This is a genomic window from Natrononativus amylolyticus, assembly GCF_024362525.1.
Lineage (GTDB): Archaea > Halobacteriota > Halobacteria > Halobacteriales > Natrialbaceae > Natrononativus > Natrononativus amylolyticus.
Genome location: NZ_CP101458.1, coordinates 2,377,454 through 2,399,231, shown reverse-complemented (window position 1 = coordinate 2,399,231; position 21,778 = coordinate 2,377,454). Strand labels below are relative to the sequence as shown.

Annotated in this window: 23 protein-coding genes; 13 read left to right on the top strand and 10 right to left on the bottom strand. The window is 68.7% G+C overall.

Features of this window, described 5'->3' with window-relative positions; translation table 11 throughout:
- Positions 1 to 150 precede the first annotated feature (150 nt).
- Positions 151 to 354, top strand: a complete 204-nt coding sequence (locus NMQ11_RS12625; RefSeq protein ID WP_255168679.1) for a hypothetical protein — start codon at positions 151 to 153, stop codon at positions 352 to 354.
- Between the two features lie 42 nt (positions 355 to 396).
- Here the strand turns inward: NMQ11_RS12625 and NMQ11_RS12620 are convergent, their stop codons facing one another.
- Positions 397 to 1,068: a DUF8102 family protein gene (locus NMQ11_RS12620; protein WP_255168677.1), complete on the bottom strand. Its 672-nt coding sequence runs from the start codon at positions 1,066 to 1,068 to the stop codon at positions 397 to 399.
- A 126-nt stretch (positions 1,069 to 1,194) separates the two neighbouring features.
- Between NMQ11_RS12620 and NMQ11_RS12615 the strand changes: the two genes are divergently transcribed.
- Positions 1,195 to 3,786, top strand: a complete 2,592-nt coding sequence (locus NMQ11_RS12615) for an efflux RND transporter permease subunit (protein WP_255168676.1) — start codon at positions 1,195 to 1,197, stop codon at positions 3,784 to 3,786.
- A gap of 47 nt (positions 3,787 to 3,833) precedes the next feature.
- A complete protein-coding gene (locus NMQ11_RS12610) occupies positions 3,834 to 5,519 on the top strand; it encodes an acetate--CoA ligase (RefSeq protein ID WP_255168674.1) in 1,686 nt (561 codons plus the stop codon).
- Between the two features lie 57 nt (positions 5,520 to 5,576).
- Here the strand turns inward: NMQ11_RS12610 and NMQ11_RS12605 are convergent, their stop codons facing one another.
- The 4 genes from NMQ11_RS12605 to NMQ11_RS12590 all read right to left on the bottom strand — a co-directional run bounded on the left by NMQ11_RS12605 (position 5,577) and on the right by NMQ11_RS12590 (position 9,104).
- The gene (locus tag NMQ11_RS12605) at positions 5,577 to 6,512 is read right to left on the bottom strand and encodes an HFX_2341 family transcriptional regulator (protein ID WP_255168672.1); all 936 of its coding nucleotides are present in this window, start codon (positions 6,510 to 6,512) and stop codon (positions 5,577 to 5,579) included.
- A 64-nt stretch (positions 6,513 to 6,576) separates the two neighbouring features.
- Positions 6,577 to 7,260, bottom strand: a complete 684-nt coding sequence (locus tag NMQ11_RS12600; RefSeq protein ID WP_255168670.1) for a DUF6517 family protein — start codon at positions 7,258 to 7,260, stop codon at positions 6,577 to 6,579.
- A 132-nt stretch (positions 7,261 to 7,392) separates the two neighbouring features.
- A complete protein-coding gene (locus NMQ11_RS12595) occupies positions 7,393 to 8,865 on the bottom strand; it encodes a sodium:solute symporter family protein (RefSeq protein WP_255168668.1) in 1,473 nt (490 codons plus the stop codon).
- Positions 8,862 to 9,104 carry a DUF3311 domain-containing protein gene (locus tag NMQ11_RS12590; protein WP_255168667.1) on the bottom strand — a complete coding sequence of 81 codons (243 nt, stop codon included), beginning with the start codon at positions 9,102 to 9,104 and terminating at the stop codon, positions 8,862 to 8,864. The genes NMQ11_RS12595 and NMQ11_RS12590 overlap by 4 nt, the downstream gene beginning before the upstream one ends.
- Positions 9,105 to 9,280: 176 nt before the next feature.
- Here NMQ11_RS12590 and NMQ11_RS12585 point away from each other — a divergent pair, with 176 nt between their 5' ends.
- Both NMQ11_RS12585 and dnaG read left to right on the top strand, forming a co-directional pair.
- Positions 9,281 to 10,198 carry an ArsR/SmtB family transcription factor gene (locus tag NMQ11_RS12585; RefSeq protein ID WP_255168665.1) on the top strand — a complete coding sequence of 306 codons (918 nt, stop codon included), beginning with the start codon at positions 9,281 to 9,283 and terminating at the stop codon, positions 10,196 to 10,198.
- A gap of 159 nt (positions 10,199 to 10,357) precedes the next feature.
- A complete protein-coding gene (gene dnaG / locus NMQ11_RS12580) occupies positions 10,358 to 11,647 on the top strand; it encodes a DNA primase DnaG (protein WP_255168664.1) in 1,290 nt (429 codons plus the stop codon).
- Here the strand turns inward: dnaG and NMQ11_RS12575 are convergent, their stop codons facing one another.
- A complete protein-coding gene (locus NMQ11_RS12575; RefSeq protein ID WP_255168662.1) occupies positions 11,648 to 12,973 on the bottom strand; it encodes a DUF92 domain-containing protein in 1,326 nt (441 codons plus the stop codon).
- 162 nt (positions 12,974 to 13,135) lie between these two features.
- Here NMQ11_RS12575 and NMQ11_RS12570 point away from each other — a divergent pair, with 162 nt between their 5' ends.
- Positions 13,136 to 13,741, top strand: a complete 606-nt coding sequence (locus tag NMQ11_RS12570) for an undecaprenyl diphosphate synthase family protein (RefSeq protein WP_255168661.1) — start codon at positions 13,136 to 13,138, stop codon at positions 13,739 to 13,741.
- A gap of 2 nt (positions 13,742 to 13,743) precedes the next feature.
- Here the strand turns inward: NMQ11_RS12570 and uppS are convergent, their stop codons facing one another.
- The gene (gene uppS, locus NMQ11_RS12565; RefSeq protein WP_255168659.1) at positions 13,744 to 14,667 is read right to left on the bottom strand and encodes a polyprenyl diphosphate synthase; all 924 of its coding nucleotides are present in this window, start codon (positions 14,665 to 14,667) and stop codon (positions 13,744 to 13,746) included.
- A 115-nt stretch (positions 14,668 to 14,782) separates the two neighbouring features.
- Here uppS and NMQ11_RS12560 point away from each other — a divergent pair, with 115 nt between their 5' ends.
- The gene (locus NMQ11_RS12560) at positions 14,783 to 15,184 is read left to right on the top strand and encodes a DUF5778 family protein (protein WP_255168657.1); all 402 of its coding nucleotides are present in this window, start codon (positions 14,783 to 14,785) and stop codon (positions 15,182 to 15,184) included.
- A gap of 6 nt (positions 15,185 to 15,190) precedes the next feature.
- Here the strand turns inward: NMQ11_RS12560 and NMQ11_RS12555 are convergent, their stop codons facing one another.
- The gene (locus tag NMQ11_RS12555) at positions 15,191 to 15,508 is read right to left on the bottom strand and encodes a DUF7347 domain-containing protein (protein WP_255168656.1); all 318 of its coding nucleotides are present in this window, start codon (positions 15,506 to 15,508) and stop codon (positions 15,191 to 15,193) included.
- Positions 15,498 to 16,166, bottom strand: coding sequence for a hypothetical protein (locus NMQ11_RS12550; RefSeq protein ID WP_255168654.1), 669 nt, complete (start codon positions 16,164 to 16,166; stop codon positions 15,498 to 15,500). The genes NMQ11_RS12555 and NMQ11_RS12550 overlap by 11 nt, the downstream gene beginning before the upstream one ends.
- A 169-nt stretch (positions 16,167 to 16,335) precedes the next feature.
- On the opposite strand from NMQ11_RS12550, the gene ahbB reads away from it, so the two are divergent.
- The 6 genes from ahbB to NMQ11_RS12520 all read left to right on the top strand — a co-directional run bounded on the left by ahbB (position 16,336) and on the right by NMQ11_RS12520 (position 21,137).
- The gene (gene ahbB, locus NMQ11_RS12545) at positions 16,336 to 17,397 is read left to right on the top strand and encodes a siroheme decarboxylase subunit beta (RefSeq protein ID WP_255168653.1); all 1,062 of its coding nucleotides are present in this window, start codon (positions 16,336 to 16,338) and stop codon (positions 17,395 to 17,397) included.
- A 27-nt stretch (positions 17,398 to 17,424) separates the two neighbouring features.
- Entirely contained in the window at positions 17,425 to 18,087 is a 663-nt protein-coding gene (locus tag NMQ11_RS12540) for a precorrin-2 dehydrogenase/sirohydrochlorin ferrochelatase family protein (RefSeq protein ID WP_255168652.1), read from the top strand.
- Positions 18,084 to 19,391, top strand: a complete 1,308-nt coding sequence (gene hemA, locus NMQ11_RS12535) for a glutamyl-tRNA reductase (protein WP_255168650.1) — start codon at positions 18,084 to 18,086, stop codon at positions 19,389 to 19,391. Before NMQ11_RS12540 ends, hemA begins: the two co-directional genes overlap by 4 nt.
- 74 nt (positions 19,392 to 19,465) lie before the next feature.
- Positions 19,466 to 19,747, top strand: coding sequence for a 4a-hydroxytetrahydrobiopterin dehydratase (locus NMQ11_RS12530; protein ID WP_255168648.1), 282 nt, complete (start codon positions 19,466 to 19,468; stop codon positions 19,745 to 19,747).
- A 2-nt stretch (positions 19,748 to 19,749) separates the two neighbouring features.
- On the top strand, positions 19,750 to 20,136 hold the full coding sequence (gene lwrS, locus NMQ11_RS12525) for an LWR-salt protein (protein ID WP_255168646.1): 387 nt from the start codon (positions 19,750 to 19,752) through the stop codon (positions 20,134 to 20,136).
- 326 nt (positions 20,137 to 20,462) lie between these two features.
- Positions 20,463 to 21,137, top strand: a complete 675-nt coding sequence (locus NMQ11_RS12520; RefSeq protein ID WP_255168644.1) for an HAD family hydrolase — start codon at positions 20,463 to 20,465, stop codon at positions 21,135 to 21,137.
- On the opposite strand, the gene NMQ11_RS12515 is transcribed toward NMQ11_RS12520, so the two are convergent.
- The gene (locus NMQ11_RS12515; protein WP_255168642.1) at positions 21,134 to 21,769 is read right to left on the bottom strand and encodes a helix-turn-helix domain-containing protein; all 636 of its coding nucleotides are present in this window, start codon (positions 21,767 to 21,769) and stop codon (positions 21,134 to 21,136) included. The two genes, NMQ11_RS12520 and NMQ11_RS12515, sit on opposite strands and share 4 nt — an antisense overlap.
- Positions 21,770 to 21,778 lie beyond the last annotated feature (9 nt).

Genomic DNA, 21,778 nt, shown 5'->3' with positions numbered 1-21,778 from the left:
CGATCGCGAAAGTGGGTACATACCCTGAGTGATCCAGCACCGAAACTACTATCCTTCCAAAACTAACAACATGGGAATATAGATATTCGGCCAGCCGCAGAAGGCGGAACAGACGGTCTTCTCGTCGCAAAACGAGGAGTGTTGGCCGACGTGAGTATCGCCGTGGTGTTCGTCCTGTTCACCGTCGCGATACTCGTCTCCGGCCGCGCTTCGGTGGTGCTGCTGTCGGCGTTCGCAGTCGCGTTCGTCACTCACGTAGCCGGGATGATTCCCTGGCTGGCGTACGAGGGTCCCAGCACCGCGGTGCTCGTAGCCTTTTTCGCCGCGATCGGGTTCGTGATCGGCGTCCTGTGACCGCACGGTCTCAGCGCGTGATGGCTCGCGCTCGAGCAGCTGTCAGTCGCCGTCGCTCGAGTCGTTTTCACTCGAGTCCGCACCCAGGTCGATCACCGCCCGCGAGTCGGTGACGTGACGGACGCTGCCGCCCAAGTAAGCCGCAAGCCGCTCCAGAAACGGATCGTCGACGCCCTCGTCGTCGACCCCGACGAGCGTGATCTCGTCGTATTTCCCAGGATCGTGATCCCCCTGCATGATCAGCGAGAACAGCTCTCTCGGCGTAACGGGCTCCCCTTCCTCGAGGCGCCCGGCGATTCCCTCGAGCGTCGTCTCGACGGTGGTCTCGACCTCGAAGGTGACGTCGACGGAAGCGGTCGCGTCCAGTTGTTTCGCGGCGTAGGCTTCCTCGGAGCTTCGCACCGCGGGAACGAGGACGTCCTCGAAGTCGAACCCCTGCTCTTTGGTGCCGACGTAGGCGAAGGCGACCATCGCCCGCAGACCGTCGAGGAAGGCGTCGTCGGTCGCCACGTCGTCGAACACCTGCCGGCGGTCCTTCACCGAGAGGGTGTGCAACAGCACGTCGAAGTCGAGGACGGCGTGTCGCACCCGCTCGCGGATGCGCGCCTCGGCGTTCCGTCTGGACTGGTCGTGGCTCATCTCCCGCTCGCCGAACAGGTAGGCGCGGTCGGCCGGGCTGAGCACCCCACGGTTGCGCGTAGTTTCGGTGTTCATAATCAGATATGGATTATACGTAACTAGCTTCTATCCGAACGGCTATCAACGCTCGGGTTCGATTGAACGCATGAGACGACTCGAGCGGCGGGATTCTGCGATGTTCTCGCGACGGGGGGAGAGAGGGTGAGGGGGAGACTCGCCGACCGCTACGCGGAAACGATCGTCGGCCACAGCAAACTCGTCATCGTCTGTCTCCTCGTGCTCACCGCCGTCATCGCCGCCGGCGCGGCCGTCGGTGAAACCGAAGACGGCGGCATCGGCCAGTTCGACGTCGATTCGGATGAGACCCGCGCGCTCGAGGAGATCGAGGACACCTACGACACGGACGACCGCGTGGTCACACAGATCGTCGTCAGAGACGAAGGTGGCGACGTCCTCACCCGCGAGTCGCTGCTCGAGAGCCTCGAGTTACAACAGGAGGTGCGGGCGAACGAGACGCTGAACGCCACCCTGAGCGAGGAGGGGTTCGTCGGCCTCGAGAACGTCGTCGCGACCGGCGCGGTCTTCGAGGACCGCGCGGCTGAGGCGAACGGACCGCCCGACACCAGCCACCCGACGCTCGAGGAGCAGATCGGGGCGCTCGAGGACCGCTCGGACGAAGAGGTCGAAGAGCTCCTGGCGGCGGTGCTCGACCCCGACGCAGACACGCAGGGCGAAGACCCCTACGAGTTCCTGCCGACGGAGTACGAACCCCGCGAGACGACCGCCGAGTCGCGGATCACCTTCCTCTTCCAGATCGACGACAGCGGCGACGACGAGGAGCCCCAGGCGGCCTACGACGCCCAGGTCGCGATCGACGAACTGGTCGAGGAGCGCTTCGACGACGCGTTCGTCTTCGGCCAGGGGATCACCGACGCGGCGAGTTCGAGCGCCGTCGGCGACAGCTTCGCGATCATCACGCCCGTCGCGTTCGTGCTCGTACTGGGTGTGCTCGCGATCACCTACCGGGACGTCGTCGACGTACTCATCGGGCTGTTCGGCATCGCGCTCGTGATGGCCTGGCTCGCCGGCATCCAGGGCTGGCTCGAGGTCCCCTCGAGTCAGCTCCTGATCGCGGTTCCGTTCCTCCTGATCGGGCTCTCGATCGACTACTCCCTGCACGTCGTGATGCGCTACCGGGAGGCCAGAAACGGGCTGCTCGAGGAGGAGCCACCCGAGGGAACGGAAACCGACGGGCCGATCGAGGACGGCGGCTACCTGGACGCCGGCCGGGGGATGGCCCTCGGCCTCGCGGGCGTCGTGCTGGCGCTCGCCGCGGCGACGTTCTCGACGGGGGTCGGCTTCCTCTCGAACTACGTCAGCCCGCTGCCGGCGATCCAGGACTTCGCCCTGCTCAGTGCGGGCGGCATCTTCGCGACGTTCGTCGTTTTCGGCGCGCTGGTTCCCGCACTGAAGGTCGAGGTGGATCGGGTGCTCGAGTCACGGTTCGACCGCGACCGGCGAAAGCAGCCGTTCGGTCGGGGAACTGGACTCGTCAACCGCGCCCTCTCGCGAGGTGTCGCCGTCGCCCGGAAGGCGCCGCTCGCCGTCGTTCTCGTCGCACTCCTGCTCGCCGTCGGCGGCGCCTACGGCGCGACGGGGATCGACACTGAGTTCAATCAGACGGACTTCTTACCGGAGGACGCTCCCGAGTGGGCGAAATCCCTGCCGGGGCCGCTCGCACCCGACACGTACACGATCAGCGACGACGCGGCCTATCTGGGCGAGAACTTCCAGGAACGAGGCGAGGGCAGCCAGTCCCAGATTCTGCTCGAGGAGGGGATAACCGATCCCGAGACGCTGGTCGCGATCGAGAACGCGACGGCTTCGGTCGAGGGGAACACCACTATCGCCGCCCGCTCCGACGGAACTGCGGCCGTCGAGAGCCCCGTACGCGTCCTTCGGGAACTCGCCGGTGAGAACGAAAGCGTCGCGACCGCACTCGAGGAACGCGACACGACCGGCGACGGCCTCCCCGACGAGGACCTCGCGGGATTCTACGACGTACTGTACGAGGCCGACGAGGAGGCGGCCTCGGCGGTCCTGCATCGAACCGACGGCGGGGAGTACGACTCCGCCCGCCTGCTGCTCTCCGTCCGGGGCGACGCGGCCGCTCAGGACGTCGCCGACGACACCCGCGACGTGGCGAGTCTCATCGAGAGCGACGCGCCGGTGGCGGCGACCGCCGCGGGCGGACCGGTGACGACGGCCGTGATCCAGGACGCCTTGCTCGAGACGCTGGTCCAGGCGTTCGCGGTCACGCTGGCGGTGATCCTCGCGTTTCTCACTGTCCTCTACTGGGTCCGCCACCGGGCGCTCACCCTGGGCGCGATCACCCTCGCGCCGGTGGTGGCGGCACTGGCGTGGTTGCTCGGAACGATGGCGCTGCTCGACGTACCGTTCAACAGCGAGACGGCGGTGATAACGAGCCTCGCGATCGGCCTCGGCGTCGACTACAGCATCCACGTCGGCGAGCGATTCGTGGCTGAAAGGGGAGAACGCGATACTCTCGAGGCCGCGCTCACCGCCACCGTCACGGGAACCGGCGGCGCGCTGCTGGGCAGCGCGGCGACGACCGCCGCCGGCTTCGGCGTCCTCGCACTGGCGCTCGCCCCGCCGCTGCAGCGCTTCGGCCTCGTGACGGGTCTGAGCATTATCTTCGCCTTTATCGCCTGCCTGACGGTGCTACCGTGTCTGCTCGTGCTTCGCGAGCGCGCCCTCGCACGACTGGCGTGATCGGGGCCGACCAATGAGTTATGCCCCTCGACGTGGGCAACCTCGGCATGGACACGGCACCGAACCTGGCCGACTACGAGGGGCTCTCGGAGGTCTTCGAGTGGGACAGCATCTACGCGGACGCCGACTGGGACGGCCCCGACGAGATCAACGTCGCCCACGAGGTGTGCGACCGCTACCGAACCGACCGGGGCACCGTCGCGCTGTACTTCGTCGGGGGTGACGGCGAGCGCGAGCGAATCACCTTCTGGGAGCTCACCCAGTGGTCGAACGCGTTCGCGAACGTCCTCGAGGACCTCGGGATCGAGCGGGGCGACCGCGTCTTCGGCTACATGCCCCGCGTCCCCGAACAGTACGTCGCGATGCTCGGGACGCTGAAGACTGGATGCGTCTTCGGCGGCATCGATCCCCAGTACGGCTCCGAGGGGGTTGCCTACCGCCTCGCCGATAGCGGCGCGCGGGTCGTCGTGACGACTCCGGCGAACCGCGAGACGGTCGCGCGGGCGCTCGAGGACGACGCCGTCGCCGTCGACCACGTGATCGTGGTCAGCGACGACGGCATCGGCGTTCGGCGGGGCGACGTGAGCTACTACGAGGCGCTCGATCGCGCCTCGCTCGAGTACGACGTCGTCCGAACGACCGGGTCGGATCCCGCCCTGTTGTACTACACGAGTGGCACGACGGGGCCGGCGAAGGGGATCGTCCACGGCCACCGCTGGGTCGTCGGCGCGGCCGCGGCGCAGCTGTACGGCGCCGACCTCCTCCAGCACGAGACGGACCTCTACTGGGCCACCGGCGATCGGGGGTGGCTCACGGCTCCGGTCAACGCCCTCGGCGTCTGGTTCTGGGGCCACAGCCTCCTCGCCTACGACGGCCCCTTCGAGCCGGAGACCTGGATCTCGCTGCTCGAGGAGTTCCCGGTGACGGTGCTCTCGAGCGTTCCCGCGATCTACCGCGGTCTGCAGGAGTACGAGGACGACCTCGCCGACGCCGATCTCGACCTTCACCGGGCGATCAGCACCGGTGAACCGCTGGACGCGGCTCTCATCGAGTGGGGTGAACGAGCACTCGGCACGCCGATCGACGACAGCTACGGCCAGGCCGAGACCGGAAACATGATCGTCAACACCTACCCCTCGATCGAGACCCGCCCCGGCAGCATGGGGAAATCGCTCCCCGGCGTCGAGGTGGGAATCGTCGACCCCGACTCGGGCGAGCGACTCGCACCAGACGAACTGGGCCAGATCGCCGTCCGCGGGGAGTTCCCCTCCTTCTTCCTCGGCTACTGGGAGGATCACGAGCGAACCGACGAGGCGTTCGCCGGCGACTGGTACCTGACGGGCGATCTGGGGAAGGAGGACGAAGACGGCTACCTCTGGTACGAGGGACGGGCCGACGACGTCATCATCAGCGGCGGCTCCCGGATCGGCCCCGTCGACGTCGAACGGGCGCTCCACGAGCACGAGGGCGTCGCCGCGGCCGCCGCGGTGGCGACGACGGCCGATGACGGCGGCGAGCCGGTCGAGGACGGCGCGGACCTCGAGCAGGCCGTCAAGGCGGTCGTCGTCCGCGCCGACGGGGTCGAGGCGGACGACGAGGAGCTCGCGGCGGCGATCCGAGCGCACGCCGAAGCGACCCTCCCGACGCTGGCCGTCCCGGCTGAGGTCGAGTTCCGCGAGGCGCTGCCGCGGACGGCGACGGGACAGCTGAAGCGCGGCGAACTCGCCGGTTGACCGGTCGTTTCGCCCGCGACCGGACCGCTCTCCTCCGCTCGCGGGCCGGCGATCCCCCTACGGTCGCGGCTCCGGAACCGTGTCCGAGTGCGAACGCACCCACAGCTCGCCGATGCGAGAGAGCCGGGTCCGGTAGGACTTCCCGTGCTCCTCGCGTTCGATGTAGCCCTTGCCGCCCGGGCCCAGCCGGTCGACGTTGTAGATCACCTTCGAGCGGAAGCTGTCGGTGTACTCCTCGTTGAGCTCCCGGGACAGGGCCTCCGCCAGTTCGGAGACGGAGGCGAACTCGCCGTCCTCGCCGAGCTTGTACAGGATCAGCTCCTCGAACGGTTTGACGCTCGAAAAGGACGCCACCGGGAGTTCGACGATGTGCTGGCCGTCGATCTCCTTGGCGCCGATGGTCGTCCCGCGCTCGTCGAACTCCGCGAGCAGGTCGCGGGCGCTCTCGAGGCGCTCTTCGACGCGCACGCGATCGGCGCTGATAACCCCCTCGTCGCCGCTCTCGTCCGCTCTCGACAACAGTTCCTCGAGCAGCGCCGCCCCGTCGCGAAGTTCTTCTGCGAGTTCCGTCTCGAGGTACTTTTCGGGGGCGGTGTAGTAGGTGTGGATCTTCTCGCGGTCGTCCTGGCGTTCGACCATCAGTGAGTGAGCCGCGGTGGCGAAGGCGAAGCTCACGGTCCGGGGCATCGCCGCGACGTTCACCCACACTTCGTTGCCCCGGTCGAGTTCGTCGTTGATCAGCTCGTAGGCCTGCTCGAACGCCGCGTCGTAGTCGTAGACGTCCTCGAGGACGAACCGCTCGGTCGCCGCCCCCAGCAGGTTCTCGAAGTCCTGCTCGAGCTTCCGGGAGAGGTTCCGGGAGTACTCGACGTTGGCCTCGCTGCCGACTGCGCCCTCGAGCAGGATCACCCGCTCGACGTCGATCTGATCGCGCACGAGGGGGGCGATCAGCCGGTCGTAATCGAAGCCGACCGGAACGATGTGCGTTTGCATACCTCCGTGTTCTCAAGTGTGGACCAAAGGTCGTTCGACACGGCCCGATGGCCGGGCGTCGAGCTCAGGCACCGTCTCCAGCGGCCGTGTCGTCTTCTCCGGGCCCGGCATCACCCACATCGGCGGACTCGTCCTCGCTTCTCTCGCCGATCTCGAGCGCCCGGACGACGTCCAGCAGCCGCTGTTGGTCCCGCTCGACGTCCACCTCGAGGCCCGACTCGAGCGCCGGCGGCGCCTCGAGCGGGAGCACGCCGCCGGCGACCGCGAAGCTCTCGGCGGTGGGCCACACCGCGACGTGCGTCTCGGCGGCGACGGTCGGCCGTTCGCCCTCGTCGGCCGCACCGGCGGCGACCGGGTACGCCGTCTCGAGAACGTACCACCGCCCCTCGGTGCCGTCCTCGCGGGAGAGCCTCCCGACCCGTTTCTGCTCGCCGACGTCGAGGCCTTCGTCCTCGAGGGTGGCGACGAACTGCGATTTCGCCTTCGGGGCGGCCAGGTCGATGCCGGCGTCCGGCGAGATTCCCACCGCCGAGAGCGACGGCGAGAACGAGAGTTCGATCGCGAACAGCGACCGGAGCGGGACGTCGATCTCTGGGGGCTGAACGGCCTCGAGACTGTCGGCGCTCGGCACGTGCTCGTAGAGGGTCGTCTCGGCGCGCACCGTCGCGAGGGCGATGCGGCTGCTGTCGGTACGGGTGCCGACGACGCGCCAGTCGGCGTCATCCGGGTGCGCCAGCTCGGTCGTCATCGTCGGACCTACGCGGGGCCGCCTTTTCGGCGTGACGGTTGCGGAACGCCGTTCGTACCGCCTCCCGTCCGTGGGTTCCGGTCAGCCGCGACCCGCCCTGCGGTTGCACCGGGGTCGGTACGGCAGACCGTCTCAGTCGGCCGACAGCTCGTCGAAGTAGATTGCCCGCCGCTCGTCCGCCGCGGGCGCCGTCAGCCAGGAGACGGCGACGGTGAGGGCGAGTCCGAGGAGCATCCCGACGAGGCCGGCCGACCAGCCGGCGTACGTTCCCGGAACCGGCGTGAACAGACTCGAGAGGTAGAACAGCTGGCTGCCGACGATGCCGGCGGTGATCCCCGCGCGGGTGGTCCCCCGCCAGTAGAGCGCGACCAGCACGGGCAGTGCGAGCTGGGCGAATCCCGAAAACGCGGCCTCCCCGATCTCGAACAGCGTCGCGGGGTTGTAGAGACTCGCGACGAACGTGGCGACGGCGAAGACCACGACCCCGACGCGGGCGAGTAAGTCCTCCCGGCGCGCCGAGAGCGTACTGTCGACGAACGGGCGGTAGATGTCCCGCGTAAAGTACGACGACCCCGACAGCAGCATCGAATCGGAGGAAGACATCATCGCGGCCATCGCCCCGGCGATGACGAGCGCGGCGAACCAGAGCGGCGTGTACTCGCCGAGGATCACCGGGAGGATGTTCCCGCTGTCGCCCATCTCGAGGCCCAGCCCCTGCGCCCAGACGCCGAGCATGAACGCCGGGAGAAAGAGCGCGACACAGAGCACCGGCCAGAGCGCGAACGAGCGCTTGAGCACCGTCTTCGACCCCGCGACGAAGAAGCGCTGGTTCACCTGCGGGAACATCGCGACGCCGAAACCGATCACGATCGCCGTCGAGAGCATCCACTGGGGCGTGTAGAAGTCGCTGCCGAGGGCGAAGAACTCCTCGCCGGCAGGGGAGCTTTGGAGCGCGGCGGTGACCTCCGCGAGTCCGCCGGCGGCGACGAGCACCCAGAGGGCGGCGACCCAGGTCGCCCCGAGCATGAACGCCCCCTGGAGGGTGTCCGTCCAGGCGATCCCCCGGAAGCCGGCGACGACGACGTAGAGGATCATGAACAGCGTGATCAGCCCCGCTCCGAGGCCGTAGGAGACGGCGCCGTCGGTGAGCGCCTCGAGGGCGGTGCCCGCCCCGACCTGCTGGAGCATCACGTACGGAAACAGCCAGAGCAGGCTGACGCCGGCGACGAGCCCCCGAAGTCGACGCGAACCGAAGCGGTCGCCGAGCATCTCGCCGAGGGTGACGTAGTCGTAGCGCTTCCCGAGCAGCCACTGCTTGTAGCCGATGACGTACCAGAGGATCGCGAAGATGATGCCGTCCATCAGCCCCATCACGAGGACGTACTCCGGGCCGTTTCGGTAGGCGACGTTCGGCCCGGCGAAGAACGTGAACGCCGAGAGCAGCGTCGCGAACGTGGTAAACAACAGTACGACCGTCCCCACCGTGCGGCTCGCGAGGTAGAAGTCCTCGGCGGTGCGCTCGGTGACCCGGTAGGCTACGAGGCCGATCGCCAGCGCCAGAACGAGGTAGCCGACGATGATGCCGACCTGGAGCTCGAGGCTCACGGGTTCTCACCGCTCCGATCGCCGGTCGTTACGGCGTCCGGTTCGATTCCCAGCCCCCACGCCCGGTCGGCGAACAGCCAGAACACGATCGAGGCGAGGCACATCCAGCCGACGTGCCACCAGAGCCAGAGCGGCAGCCCCGCGACGACCGTATCGTTTCCCCACAGAAACCACGGGATCGTCAGCGCGACCAGCGCGATCGCGACGCCGATCCACCCCACGAGTTCGACTCGACGCATACGCGACCCTCGTGGATCGACGTGGGTAATTGTTTCTATTCGAACTTCGCTATCGAAGACAATTTTTCATCATCCGTCCGGGGGAGAGCTTGCTGGCGTTTTTCCAAGCTAAAATCGCTCTTTCACGTAAGGAAAGGGGTATATGTGTCGGCTGAGAAACTAAACCAGAGACCCCTATGGCCCGTCTGTTTCCTCTCCGGTCGGACACCCCTACACAGGAGGGACAGCCGCGGGTCGTCGACCTCGCGGACGAGGACGCAGACGCCGTCTTCGGCGCGCTCTCGTCGACGACGGCCCGTCGCATCTACGCCACCCTCGACGACGAACCCGGCACTCCCAGCGACGTCGCAGAGGCGATCGACTCGTCGATCCAGAACGTCCGCTACCACCTCGAGAAGCTCGAGGACGCCGGACTCGTCGAGGTCGTCGACACCTGGTACTCCTCGCGGGGCAACGAGATGAGCGTCTACGCCACCGCGGACGGTCCGCTGATCGTCACCAGCGACGAGTCGAAGGCCGCCCAGCTCAAGACCGCCCTCTCCCGGTTCATCGGCGGGCTCGGCGCGCTCGCCGGCGGCAGCCTGCTCGTCCAGTACGGCCTCGAGCGGTTCTTCGCCCCGGGTCAGCCCGCGGACACCGAAGCCGCGCCGGCCGACGACGCCGAGAGCGACGCTGCGGACACCGCAGACGGGGCCGACTCCGCTGACGAGCCAACCGGCGAGGAGGAAGTCGACGCCCCTGCCGACGAGGGGGCCGACGCGGACGCACCGGAGGACACCGACGACGCGGCGTTCACCACCCAGCAGGAGTCCGCCGAGGACGCGGAGGACGCGGCCGCCGGAGACGACAGGGCGACGGACGACGCCGACGCTCCCGACGACACCGACACGGCGGACGATGTCGACCCGGAGTACTACGCCGACGAACCGACGGCCGCCAACGAGACGGCACCGCCCGAGACCGCCCCGGACGGCGGCGCCGAGGCCGCCGAGGCGGTCTTCGCGACGATTCCGCCGGGGCTGCTGTTCTTCCTCGGCGGGCTGGTCGTCCTCGTCGCCGTCACCGTCTACTGGTACTGGACGACGACGTACTAGTCGGCGACATCGGTCACCGACCCGCGCTCTCCCGCGTCGGCTCCGATCGACTGTCGGCCTTCGCGTGTCAACAGCTATTTGCCCCTCACCGGCCAACGTTACGGTATACGGGTACATACGCGCGGCTCTCGCGTCGCCCCCTCCCGGGGCAGATCTCCCATGGAAGACACGTCGAAATATCTCATCCACGCGAACGTCACGGCCAACGGGGTGGTCGAGCGCAGCGACGTCGTCGGCGCGATCTTCGGCCAGACCGAGGGACTCCTCGGGGACGACCTCGACTTGCGCGACCTCCGACAGTCCCAGAAGGTCGGCCGAATCGACGTCGAAATAACCAGCACGAAAGGCACCTCGAGCGGCCACCTCACCATCGCGACCAGCCTCGACAAGGTCGAAACCGCTACGCTCGCGGCCTCCCTCGAGACCATCACCCGCGTCGGCCCCTGCCGGGCGACCCTCGAGGTGACCGAAATCGAGGACGTCCGCGCCGCAAAGCGCAAGGTGGTCGTCGACCGGGCGAAGGAACTCCTGCGGACGGGGTTCGACGACAGCGTGATGTCCTCCGAGGAGATCCTAGCGGAGGTCCGCGAGCACGTCCGCGTCGAGGACATCACGGAGTACGAGGGCCTCCCCGCGGGGCCGCGGGTCACCGACAGCGACGCGATCATCGTCGTCGAGGGACGGTCGGACGTGCTCACGCTGCTCAAGTACGGCATCAAGAACGCGATCGCCGTCGAGGGAACGAACGTCCCCGATGCCGTCGCCGAGCTCACGAACCACCGCACGGTGACGGCGTTTCTCGACGGCGACCGGGGCGGCGACCTGATCTTAGAGGAGCTCGCCCAGGTCGGCAGCATCGACTACGTCGCGTTCGCCCCCGGCGGCTCCTCGGTGGAGGACCTCGACCACCACCAGGTGTTCGCCGCCCTCCGGAACAAGGCGCCGTACGACTCCGTCGCCGGGTCAGGATCGCCCCGCGAGACGGTCGCCGTCACCGACGGGAGCACGGCGACCGGGCCGCCGAGCGAAGCGCCGTCGTCGACCGACCGACCGGCGCCCGACGCCGACTCGAGCGCAGCCGAGCCGTCGGAACTCGCCAAACCCACGGCGGCTCCCGCCGAGGCGGACCCGGCGGCAGCGACGACGGTGTACGATCACGCGAGCGCGGTCGTCCGGGCGGGAACCGACCAGGTCCGGTTTCTCGCGGACGGGACGATCCTCGCGGAGGAGGCCGTCGGCGAGGCGTACGACACCCTCGCGGAACTCGAGCCCGCACCGACGACGGTCGTCCTCGACGGCATCCTGAGCCAGCGGCTGCTTGATCTGGCGGCCGACCGCGGCGTCGAACGGATCGTCGCCCGCTCGCTCGGCCAGTTCACCAAACGCCCGACCGACGTTCGAATCCACGCGATCGACGACATCGCAGAGACGGCTCCCGACTCGCACTGATCAGCCCAGGATCGCCATCGAGAGGACGAGGAGCGCGCCGAAGATCGCCCCCGAGAGCGTTGCGAGGAAGTTGACGCCCTGATTGCCGAGCACCGATCCCTCGAGCGTCGCCCCCAGCAGGCTGTCGACGGTCATCCCGACGACGCCGGCGGCGACGACGATCGCGCCGCCGACGAGACCGACGGAGTCGAACAGGACGACCGAGAGGACCGCGACGACGAGCGCGCCGGCGACGCCTGCGACCTCGCCCTGCCAGGTGACGCCGCCGTCGGTGCCGGGTTCGACGGGTTCGAGGGTGGTGATGAGCCGGGGTTCGTCGAAGACGCCGCCGATCTCGCTCGAGAGCGTATCCGACAGCGCGGTCGCGAGCGAGCCCGCGAACGCGTACAGAAAGAGGTCGGGATCGGCGGCGAGCAGGTCACTCGAGCTGGCGGCGTAGCCGAGGACGGCCGCCAGCGCGACGGCGGCGTTCCCGAGAACGTTGCCGCTGCCGCGGGCACCCTCGTTGTCCTCGGCGATTCCGCGGTCGGCCTTCTCGTCGTAGCGGAACTTCGTCGAGAGACTGCCGATCGCGAAGAAGGCGATGAGGACGACGAACCAGCTGTAGCCGCCGAGGACGATCGTCAGCAGGCCGAGCAGTACGCCGGTGAGCATGCCGGCGACGGAGGCGGTCGCGAGCGCGTAGGAGGCGTAGCCGATGGCGACCGTGATCGCGAGCGCGGCGGCGATCCCCGTGGCGGTGATCGCCGGCTCGAGTTCGGCGAGCAACCACAGCAGGAGTCCGACGAACAGCATGACGATCGGATCGTCGTAGCTGATCAGCATGTCACGCAGCAGGGCCGCGAGGAGCGCGCCGCTGACGGCGAGAAAGACGATCTTCGGTAACGGCGTGACGACGGCGGAGCCGGCCAGTACGTACGCGAGCATCTGTCCGATCGTCGCGGCGACCGCCCCGCCGGCCGTGAACGTCGCGACCAGCAGCGCCGGCCCGTCGGTTCGCGTTCGAGCGAGCTGTTCGGCGAGGTTGCCGTAGCCGACGAGCAACACCGCGCCGACGAACAGCGAGACGGACATCGTCGACTCGACGGCGACGATGCCGAGGGCGACAGCAGCGAGGACGAACGTGAGAAGCCCGTAGAGACGCCGGTCCTCGTAGTCGCCAGGGTACGCGAAGAGGTCGAACACGGGGCCGTCGGTGACGACGAACGCCCCCGCCAGCACGGCGACCGCGATCGGCGCCGCTGCGACCGGGCCGAGCAGCGGAACGGCGAGCGAGAGGAGACAGAGCGCCGCAAATGCACCCGCTCGCCGGACTGGGGAGGTCACGATATCGCTTCCTTTCTGTGGCGATCACTTTAACGTTCTTGAACCCGCGTCACCGCCGTCCGCGTCCGGTTCAGGGGCGTTCCTCGGGAATCAGCTCCCGCTCGCTCGCGTCGGTCGCCGGAACTCGTAACCGGTATGCCGTCGGCTCCGGAACTCGTGTGTGTGGGACTGTACGAACGGTATCTCGCGCTCCGCATTCGCCGCCACGACGGCGCGCCGCCCGGTCACATCGCCCTCGTCATCACCGAACGCGATCTGCTGGAACAGGGCGCCTACGAGACGCTCGCAGAGTTTTTCGGCTGGGCGTTCGAGTACGCCGCTCGCGTCACCGTCTACGTGAGCGTCCTCGACGCGGCGGCGGTGCCCACGCTCCGACGCCAGCTCGAGGACCTCGACGCGCCGCGCGACGTCGTCGTCCGCAGTCCGGAGGACCCGACGCGCGCGGACGGGCCGATCCAGATCGGCATCGGCCTCGGCGGCAAGCACGAGTTCACCGGCGCGATCCGGACGCTCGCCGAGCGCGTCGACGCCGGCGAACTCGCCCCCGAGGAGATCGACGACGAGCACGTCGAGCGCCACCTCGTCTTCCCCTCGGAGCCGGACCTGGTCATCAAGACCGGCGCCGAGCGCCTCTCCGATTTCATGATCTGGCAGTCGGTGTACTCCGAACTCTACTTCACCGACGTCAACTGGCGGGACTTCCGCGAACGGGACTTCCTGCGCGCGGTCCTCGAGTTCTGCAACCGATCCCGTCGCTTCGGCGAGTGAGGTCAGTCGGCGACCCGTGCGCCCGACTCGAACTCCTCGTCGTCGGGCTGTTCGCCGGTCGGCAGGGAGTCCCGGAACCGGTCGACGATTGCGCGCGCTTCGGTGAGCTCGCGGTCGCTGACGGCGCCGAGCAGGGCGAGCGCCCGCCGGGCGCGGGTGCGTCGCCAGGACGCCTCCCGCGACTCGTAGGTGCGGATGCCCCGAAGGAAGTCGGCCTTCGAGAACTCGGGCCAGTAGGGCGTACAGAAGAAGACGGCGGCCTCGTTGCCGTTGGCGTGCCAGGGCAGGAAGTTCGAGGTTCGCTCGTCGCCGCCGGTGCGGATGATCAGGTCGACGTCCCTGACCGGCTGGTCGTACAGCCGCTTCTCGACAGTTTCGACGTCGACGTCCTCGGGAGTCAGACTTCCGTTCTCGACGTCTCGAGCGACGCTCCGGGCGGCACACAGCAGCTCCGATCGGCCGCCGTAGGCCAGGGCGACGTTGAGGACGAACCGGTCGTACCCCTCGGTCCGCCCCTCGGCGTACTCGATGACGTCCTGTACCCGATCGGGAAGCCTGTCGACGTCGCCCAGCACGCGGATGCACACCTCGTTGTCGTGGACCTGTTCGGCGTCGGCGAACTCCCGAAGCTTGGTACAGAGCAGGTCGAACAGCGCCTCGCGTTCGTGGGGCGGACGGTTGAAGTTCTCCGTCGAGAACGCGTAGAGGGTGAGTTCCTCGACGCCGATCTCCTGGCACCACTCGAGGACCTGCTCGGTCGTCTCGGCCCCCGCGCGGTGGCCGTCGGTGGCTTCGCCGCCGTTCTTGCGGGCGTAGCGCCGATTTCCGTCCTGGATCACCGCGACGTGTGTCGGCGCGCCAGCGACCTCTCTGGAGAGCAACTGCTCGTAGGCGTCACCGATGCGCTGGCGAAACCACCCGGTCATCATCTCATCTGACTGTACCGACCACTATGTGTCTTGTGTGTTCGAACTGTCCGGTTATCGAGAGCGAGGGCGTGAATCGTGACGGCTATCCGTCCAGGGCGCCTCGCTCGGCACGATGGCGAACACGATCGACGACGACCTCTACCGGCGGACGAAGGCCCTGCTCGAGCCGGGCGAGATCGAGCTCAACGGGGCGATCGTCCACACCGAGTACGCCGGGAGCGAGGACGTCCGGATGATGCAGGCGACGATCGACGTCGGCGACGTTATCGCCGAACACGCGGGCCACGACCCGCGGGACTGTTACGTCTACTCCGGCAACGACGACCCCGACTTCTCCTCGAACCAGCACCAGGGGCTCACCCTCGACGGCGAGGAGTTCGTCTGGGAGTGCCAGCAGCTGCTCCGGGAGGGCACCTTCGACATCGTGATCTACTACGAGGCGAGTGCGGACCACGAGGCGATCCTCGAGGACGTCCGCGAGCTCGGATACGAGGTTACGGGCGTCGAGGGCTGAGCGCGGTCACGGCGACGGTCCCGCGGGGTCCGGAGCGGCGGACTCGAGGGCGACCGCGCCCAGGTGCGCGCCCAGCGGCGTCAGCACGTACCGTCCCGCCCGCTTTTCGACCAGCGATCCCCGCAACCGACCGAGGTGGTAGTTGAACCGCCCGGTGTCCTCGACGCCGACGCGAGCGCCGAGTGCGGAGAACGACAGCCCCGGCTCGTCGGGTTCCTCCCGGCGGTGCCGGTAGAGTTCCCGGACGATCCGCAGCCGCGTCTCCTCGCCCAGCAGGTCGAACAGCGCCGCCGTCGCCGCGGGGTCGGGCGGCTCAGTCGGCATCGAACCGGACCTCGTCGATCGTGACGTCGACGACCGTCGGCCGCCCGCCGTCGTCCCGGCTCCAGGCGAGCGTCGGCACCACCGGGTAGATCTCGGCGCCGGCGTCGAACTCGAGGGTCGCGACCTCGCCGGTCGCCAGCCCCTCGACGATCCGCCGCCGGGTCGCCGGTTCGAACGTGTTCATCGCGGCGACGCCCTTCCCCTGCCGGACGGCGACGACCTCGGCTGTCAGCCCCTCCGCGCCGGCCTCAAGGGTGACCCGGAGGGGGACCTGCGCGCTCGCCCCGCCGTCTTCGAGGAATCCGAAGACCAGCACCGCGTCCTCGGCGCTCTCGAGCGTCTCGACGTCGCGCCCGAGCGGGTCGTCGCGGTAGGGCTCCTCCCAGGTCGACTCGAGGGAGGCGTGCAGGGAGTCGCGAACCTGCCCCTGGATCTGGCGTTTCAGGTCCTCGGCGAACGCCCCGGGGGCACTGATCGGGTCCGGCGGCGCCCGTTCGTAGCCCCGCCGTTCGTCCCGTCCGCTCCCGACTCCCTCCTCGTCCCGCCGGAGGCCGCGGTGGAGGACCTCCTCCCAGGACAGGTCGAGTTCCCGCTTGCGCGCTTTCATCCGCTCGAACACCTCGTCGTCGTCGACGGTGATCCGTATCTCCCGGGCCATATGTGAGTCATTAGCTGAACTTCTATTTAAAGATTCACCTCATAACTCACATAGGACTCACAAACAACCGGTCATCGACGCACGACGGATGGCGCTGCGGTACCGGATCGTCGTTCCGCACCGCCGCCGTCCCGCGTCGCTTATGTCGCGGCGGTCCCGAGCCTCGAGTATGCACACGGACGCCGAGCTCACCGACCGCGAGCGGGCCGTCGTCAACGCCTTTCAGGGCGGGTTTCCCGTCGTCGACCGGCCGTTCGAGCCCGCCGCGGCGGCCATGCGCGAGGCGGGGGTCGAAATCACCGCCGCGGAGCTGCTCGAGACGGTTCGCGACCTGGACGACCGCGGCGTGCTCTCGCGGTTCGGCGCGCTGGTCAACGCCCAGGAGATCGGCGGCGCGGCGACGCTCGTGGCGATGCACGCCCCCGAAGACCGGTTCGACGAGGTCGTCGACGCGGTCAACGCCCACCGCGAGGTCGCCCACAACTACGAGCGCGAGCACCCGCACCTGAACGTCTGGTTCGTCGTGAGCGTCGCCGACGAGTCTCGGGTCGGAGCGGTCCTCGCCGAGATCGAGGCCGAAACCGGCCAGGAGACGTACAACCTCCCCAAACGGCAGGAGTTCCGCGTCGAGGCGAAGTTCTCCGTCGACGGCCCGCTCGAGGGCGGCCTCGATCTCTCTCACCTCGGTCCCGACGTTGCCCCGACGAGTGAGTCGACGCTCACCCCCGCCGAGCGGGACCTGGTGCTCGAGATCCAGGACGGCTTCCCGCTCACCGAGACGCCGTACGCCGACGTCGCCGCCGCGATCGACAAGGACCGGGAGTGGGTGCTCGAGACGATCGAGCGGTTCGACCGCGAGGGGAAGATCCGCCGGATCGGCGTCATTCCGAACCACTACGCGCTGGGCTACACGGAGAACGGAATGACGGTCTGGAACGTCCCCGACGACCTCGTCTCGACCGTCGGCCCCGAGGTCGCCGCGCTCCCGTTCGTCACCCACTGCTACGAGCGCCCGCGCCACGAGGGCGTCTGGCCGTACAACGTCTTCGCGATGACCCACGGCCGCAGCGAGGCCGAGAGCGACCGTCGCGTCGAGCAGGTCCGCGAGACGATGGCCAGGTACTGGGACGTCGGCGACGACGACTGGGACACGCTGTTCTCGAGTCGGATCCTGAAGAAGACCGGGATCCGACTCGAGGAACGCGCCGACGCCAACACCGAAGCGCGCTGACGGCTCCCCCGCACTCACCACCGCTCCATGATCCCGCTACTCCACGACTTCACGGATGCGACGGTGCTCGTCGTCGGCGGCGGCCCCGTCGGTGCCCGCAAGGCCCGGCGGTTCGCCCGCGAGGCCGACGTCGTCGTCGTCAGCCCCCGGTTCGCGGATCGCGACTTCGGCGATGCCGACCTCGTCAGGGCCGCCCTCGAGCCCGATCCCGACGAGATCGCCCCGTGGCTCGAGCGCCTCGCCCCCGCCCTGGTCGTCGCCGCGACCGACGACGGGGCGGTCAACGACGCCGTCGCCGCTGCCGCCCGCGAGCGCGGCGCGCTGGTCAACCGGGCGGACCGGGCCGGCGAGCGCGAACCGGGGAGCGTCGTCGTCCCCGCGACCGTCCGAGACGATCCGGTCGTCGTCTCGGTTTCGACCGGCGGGCGCGCGCCAGCGCTGAGCAAGCACCTCCGCCGGGAGCTCGAGGCCGACCTCGAGGGGGCCGGCGAGATGGCCGAGCTGCTGGCGGCGCTGCGGACCGAACTCAAATCCAGCGAGGTGCCGCCGGCGCGGCGCCGCGAGATCGTCACCGACGTCGTCACACGTCCCGACATTTGGACAGCTTTACGTACGGGTACGGCCAATGCCCGACAAGTGATCGAGGACGTGCTCGCCGAGGAACGGTCGACCGGCGGTGGTGCGCCGTGAGACACGCCGGCGTCGTCACCGGCGCTCGAGTGACCCACGAGAGCGGTAGCGTCGACGATCTCGCGGCCGTGAGCCCCGACAGCCAGCGGACCGGCGTCGCGTCGCTGCTTCGCCGCGAGCCGATCGAGGAGGCGTTCGTCCTCTCGACGTGCAACCGCGTCGAAGCCTACGTCGTCGCCGCCGACCCGGCGGTCGGTCGGGCAGCCCTCGAGGAGTTCTTCGCGGGCGTCGACGAGCGCGCGGTCGTCGAGACGGACCACGACGCGAGCCTCAAACACCTGCTGCGCGTAGCGACCGGCCTCGAGTCGGTCGTCCTCGGCGAAGACCAGATCATCGGTCAGGTCCGCACCGCCTACGAGGACGCCCGCGGCGCCGGCGGGATCGGCCAGCTGCTCGAGACCGCCGTCACGAAGGCGATCCACGTCGGCGAGCGCGCCCGCACCGAGACCGCGATCAACGAGGGAGTCGTCTCGCTGGGTTCGGCGGCGACGCGGATGGCCGCCCGCGAGCTCCCCCTCGAGGGCGCCACCGCGCTGGTCGTCGGCGCCGGCGAGATGGGGCGACTCGCCGCCCGAAGCCTCGTCGACGCCGGGATCTCGGAGCTGATCGTCGCCAACCGGACGATCCCACACGCCGAACACCTCGTCTCGGAGTTCGCGGTCGACGGCAACGCGATCCCCCTCGGCGCGTTACGAACGGTCGCGCCCCGCGCGGACGTCGTCGTCGCCGCCACCGGCAGCGACGAGCCCGTCGTCGTTCCCTCCCAGCTGGGCGAGCGCGAACAGGTCGTCGTCGACCTGGGCCAGCCCCGCGACGTCTGTCCGACCGCCGGCTCGCTGCCCGAGGTCACCGTCTACGACCTGGACGATCTCGAGACGATCACCGCCGAAACCCGCGAGCAGCGCGCCGACGCCGCCCGCGAGGTCGAGGCGATGGTCGACCGCGAGTTCGAACTGCTCTGCGAGCAGTACAAGCGCGCCCGCGCCGACGAGGCGATCGCGGCGATGTACGAGTCCGCAGAGCGGGTCAAGGCGCGCGAACTCGAGACCGCCCTCACGCGACTCGATGACGGGGAGTTCTCGGAGGAGCAGCGCGAGATCGTCCGCTCGCTGGCGGACGCGCTCGTGGGCCAGCTGCTCGCGCCGCCGACGAAGAGCCTGCGAGAGGCGGCCGCCGAGGACGACTGGGAGACGATCAACACGGCGTTACAGCTGTTCGACCCCGAGTTCGGCCCGGCGGCGCTCCCCCCGTCGTTCGACCGCGCCGCCGACGAGACCTCCGTCGGCGCCACCGACGACGACTGACTGGCGTCCGTCCGGCAGTGACGTCGCCTCGAGCGGGCACAATCGTTATTTAACTGGCTTCCGTTCGAGGCCACATGGCTGATCTGCTTTCCGACGACGAGATCGACCGGCAACTCCCCGATGAGTGGACTCGAGACGGCGAGGAGATCGTCCGCAGCTACGAGTTCGACGACTACCTCCGGGGCGTGAACTTCGCCCAGATGGTCGGCGAGATCGCCGAGGCGCAGTACCACCACCCCGAGATCGTCATCCGCTACGAGGAAGTCGAGATCCGCCTCACCAGCCACGAGGAAGGCGGGATCACCGACAAGGACGTCGAGATGGCCGAGCTGATCGAGTCCGAGCACGGCGCCTGACGATGCGCGCCCGGTACGCCTTTCGGGTCGAACTCGCGCTCGACCCCCGCGACGCCGACGTCGCTCTCGAGCCGTCGACCGTCGAGCGCCGGTGTCTGCTCGAGGCGGCCGACCCCGGTTCGGAGGGGTGGCGCTTCTTCCGCGACACGCTGTGGCGCGGCGAGGTCGGCGACGACGCCCACGTCCGCTCGCTGCTCTCGGAGAAGCTGGGTCCCGGACTCGTCGTCGAGCGCGTCGAGTTCCGGGGGTTACACACCGACGAGGAGTACCTCGAGGCGCTGAAAGCCGAGATCGAGGCCGATCTGCCGGCGTTCAAGGCCGACACCGTCTCCGAGGTGCTCTCGAAGTACCTCGCCTCGAGGCTCGAGGTCGACCTCGACGAGCGCTAACCCCTCGCCACACTATCTACTGAAAAAGGTGGTATTATAAAATAAACATTCTGGTTAATTCTGGTAAACTGTCCGTAATTCGGACGGTAGGGTCGCGTCGATTCAATACGGATTCGCCACGAGTTGCCGTCGCCGACGCGCTACCGGCCACCACCACACCACAGACCCGGCAGCGATCGGCGTGACACACAGAGCGGGGTCTCCTCACGCACCCGTTCGTTTTCTCGCTGCGGACTGGCTCCGACGGTCGCCCGCGCAACGGCCACTACTCGAGGCACCGCAGTCGACAGACACTTACTGAGGCGCGCCCTACCTAACGGTTCGTAATGGTCTCCGAGTACGACTTCTGGTTGTTCGATCTCGACGGGACGCTGGTCGACGTCGAGTGGTCGTACACCCGCGAGGTGTTCGACCGGGTAGGCGACCGGCTCGGCTACCGGTTCTCCGACCGGAAAGCCGACGTTCTCTGGAACGGACTGACGGGGTCGCGGGACCGACAGCTCCGCGAGTGGGGTCTCGAGCCGACGGCGTTCTGGGAGGCGTTTCACGCCGAGGAGGAGCCGCTCGTACGCGCCGAGCAGACGTACCTGCACGAGGACGCCGCGTTCGTCGCCGACCTCGACGTCCCCGTCGGCCTCGTCACCCACTGCCAGCAGTTCCTCGCCGATCCGGTCCTCGACCACGTCGACATCCGCGACTGGTTCGACGTGATCCTCTGTTGTACCGAAGAGACCGGCTGGAAGCCCGATCCGACCCCCGTCGAGCAGGTGATGTCGGGGCTCGGCGTCGCCGGCAACGGCCACCGCGGCGTGCTCGCCGGCGACGGCTCGGGCGACGTGGGTGCGGCCTGGAACGCGGGTCTCGACGCGATCCACGTCGAGCGCGTCGGCCCCGAGCGCCGCGGTCGCTGCGTGCTCGGCGACTACCGCGTCACGTCGTTCGAGGAGCTGTCCGGTCTCGAGTCGTCGCCGACGCCGTCGGCCGACCCCGGCTCCCGTTAGCTGTCCACCGGCTGGAGCTCCGCGTCGACGAGGGTCTCGTAGGCGCGCCGAAGCCGCTCGGAGAGCGCCTGGTGTGAGATGCCGAGCTCGGCCGCCAGCTCCTCCATCGAGATCTGACGCGGGATCTCGAAGTAGCCGTGCTCGAGGGCGGCCGACAGCGCCTCCTGCTGTTCGGGCGTCAGCCGGGAGTTCGTCGTCGCCGCCGCGGTCACGTCGGTGACCCGGCGAAGGTCGGCGTTGACGCCGCGGTCGACGAGCCGGTCGTGGGTTCGACAGAGCTGGTCGCGGTCTCGAAACCGCATCCGGATCTGCCAGTGGTCGTCGGCGCCGTGGACGTCGAGCAGCGCGCCGCCGTCGGCGAGTAAATCCTCGTACAGCGGGTCCTCGCCGTCGAACTCGAGGTCGTACAGGAGCCGGTCGGCGGCCTCGACCAGTCGTTCGTAGGCGGTAACCGAGGGGTCGGCGTCGAACGCGGCCTCGATCGTCTCCGCATCGGCGCCGGAGACCCACAGACACGGCAGCGTCTTCGAGACCGACGACTCGAGTTCGAACGTCGCGTCCGGCACGCGTTCGAAAGTTCGAGTCAGTACGGTGTCCGCTGCCGGAAGACGGAACTCGGCGATCGTCGACATTGCCGAACG

Excerpts from the sequence above, each read along its gene's own strand:
- dnaG (WP_255168664.1), top strand. The coding sequence starts at position 10,358 with ATGGAAGACACGTCGAAATATCTCATCCACGCGAACGTCACGGCCAAC.
- NMQ11_RS12600 (WP_255168670.1), bottom strand. The coding sequence starts at position 7,260 with ATGACGACCGAGCTGGCGCACCCGGATGACGCCGACTGGCGCGTCGTC.
- NMQ11_RS12555 (WP_255168656.1), bottom strand. The coding sequence starts at position 15,508 with ATGCCGACTGAGCCGCCCGACCCCGCGGCGACGGCGGCGCTGTTCGAC.
- ahbB (WP_255168653.1), top strand. The coding sequence starts at position 16,336 with ATGCACACGGACGCCGAGCTCACCGACCGCGAGCGGGCCGTCGTCAAC.
- NMQ11_RS12560 (WP_255168657.1), top strand. The coding sequence starts at position 14,783 with ATGGCGAACACGATCGACGACGACCTCTACCGGCGGACGAAGGCCCTG.
- NMQ11_RS12590 (WP_255168667.1), bottom strand. The coding sequence starts at position 9,104 with ATGCGTCGAGTCGAACTCGTGGGGTGGATCGGCGTCGCGATCGCGCTG.
- NMQ11_RS12620 (WP_255168677.1), bottom strand. The coding sequence starts at position 1,068 with ATGAACACCGAAACTACGCGCAACCGTGGGGTGCTCAGCCCGGCCGAC.
- NMQ11_RS12515 (WP_255168642.1), bottom strand. The coding sequence starts at position 21,769 with ATGTCGACGATCGCCGAGTTCCGTCTTCCGGCAGCGGACACCGTACTG.
- NMQ11_RS12550 (WP_255168654.1), bottom strand. The coding sequence starts at position 16,166 with ATGGCCCGGGAGATACGGATCACCGTCGACGACGACGAGGTGTTCGAG.
- NMQ11_RS12610 (WP_255168674.1), top strand. The coding sequence starts at position 3,834 with ATGGACACGGCACCGAACCTGGCCGACTACGAGGGGCTCTCGGAGGTC.
- NMQ11_RS12585 (WP_255168665.1), top strand. The coding sequence starts at position 9,281 with ATGGCCCGTCTGTTTCCTCTCCGGTCGGACACCCCTACACAGGAGGGA.
- NMQ11_RS12530 (WP_255168648.1), top strand. The coding sequence starts at position 19,466 with ATGGCTGATCTGCTTTCCGACGACGAGATCGACCGGCAACTCCCCGAT.
- NMQ11_RS12540 (WP_255168652.1), top strand. The coding sequence starts at position 17,425 with ATGATCCCGCTACTCCACGACTTCACGGATGCGACGGTGCTCGTCGTC.
- NMQ11_RS12520 (WP_255168644.1), top strand. The coding sequence starts at position 20,463 with ATGGTCTCCGAGTACGACTTCTGGTTGTTCGATCTCGACGGGACGCTG.
- uppS (WP_255168659.1), bottom strand. The coding sequence starts at position 14,667 with ATGACCGGGTGGTTTCGCCAGCGCATCGGTGACGCCTACGAGCAGTTG.
- lwrS (WP_255168646.1), top strand. The coding sequence starts at position 19,750 with ATGCGCGCCCGGTACGCCTTTCGGGTCGAACTCGCGCTCGACCCCCGC.
- NMQ11_RS12605 (WP_255168672.1), bottom strand. The coding sequence starts at position 6,512 with ATGCAAACGCACATCGTTCCGGTCGGCTTCGATTACGACCGGCTGATC.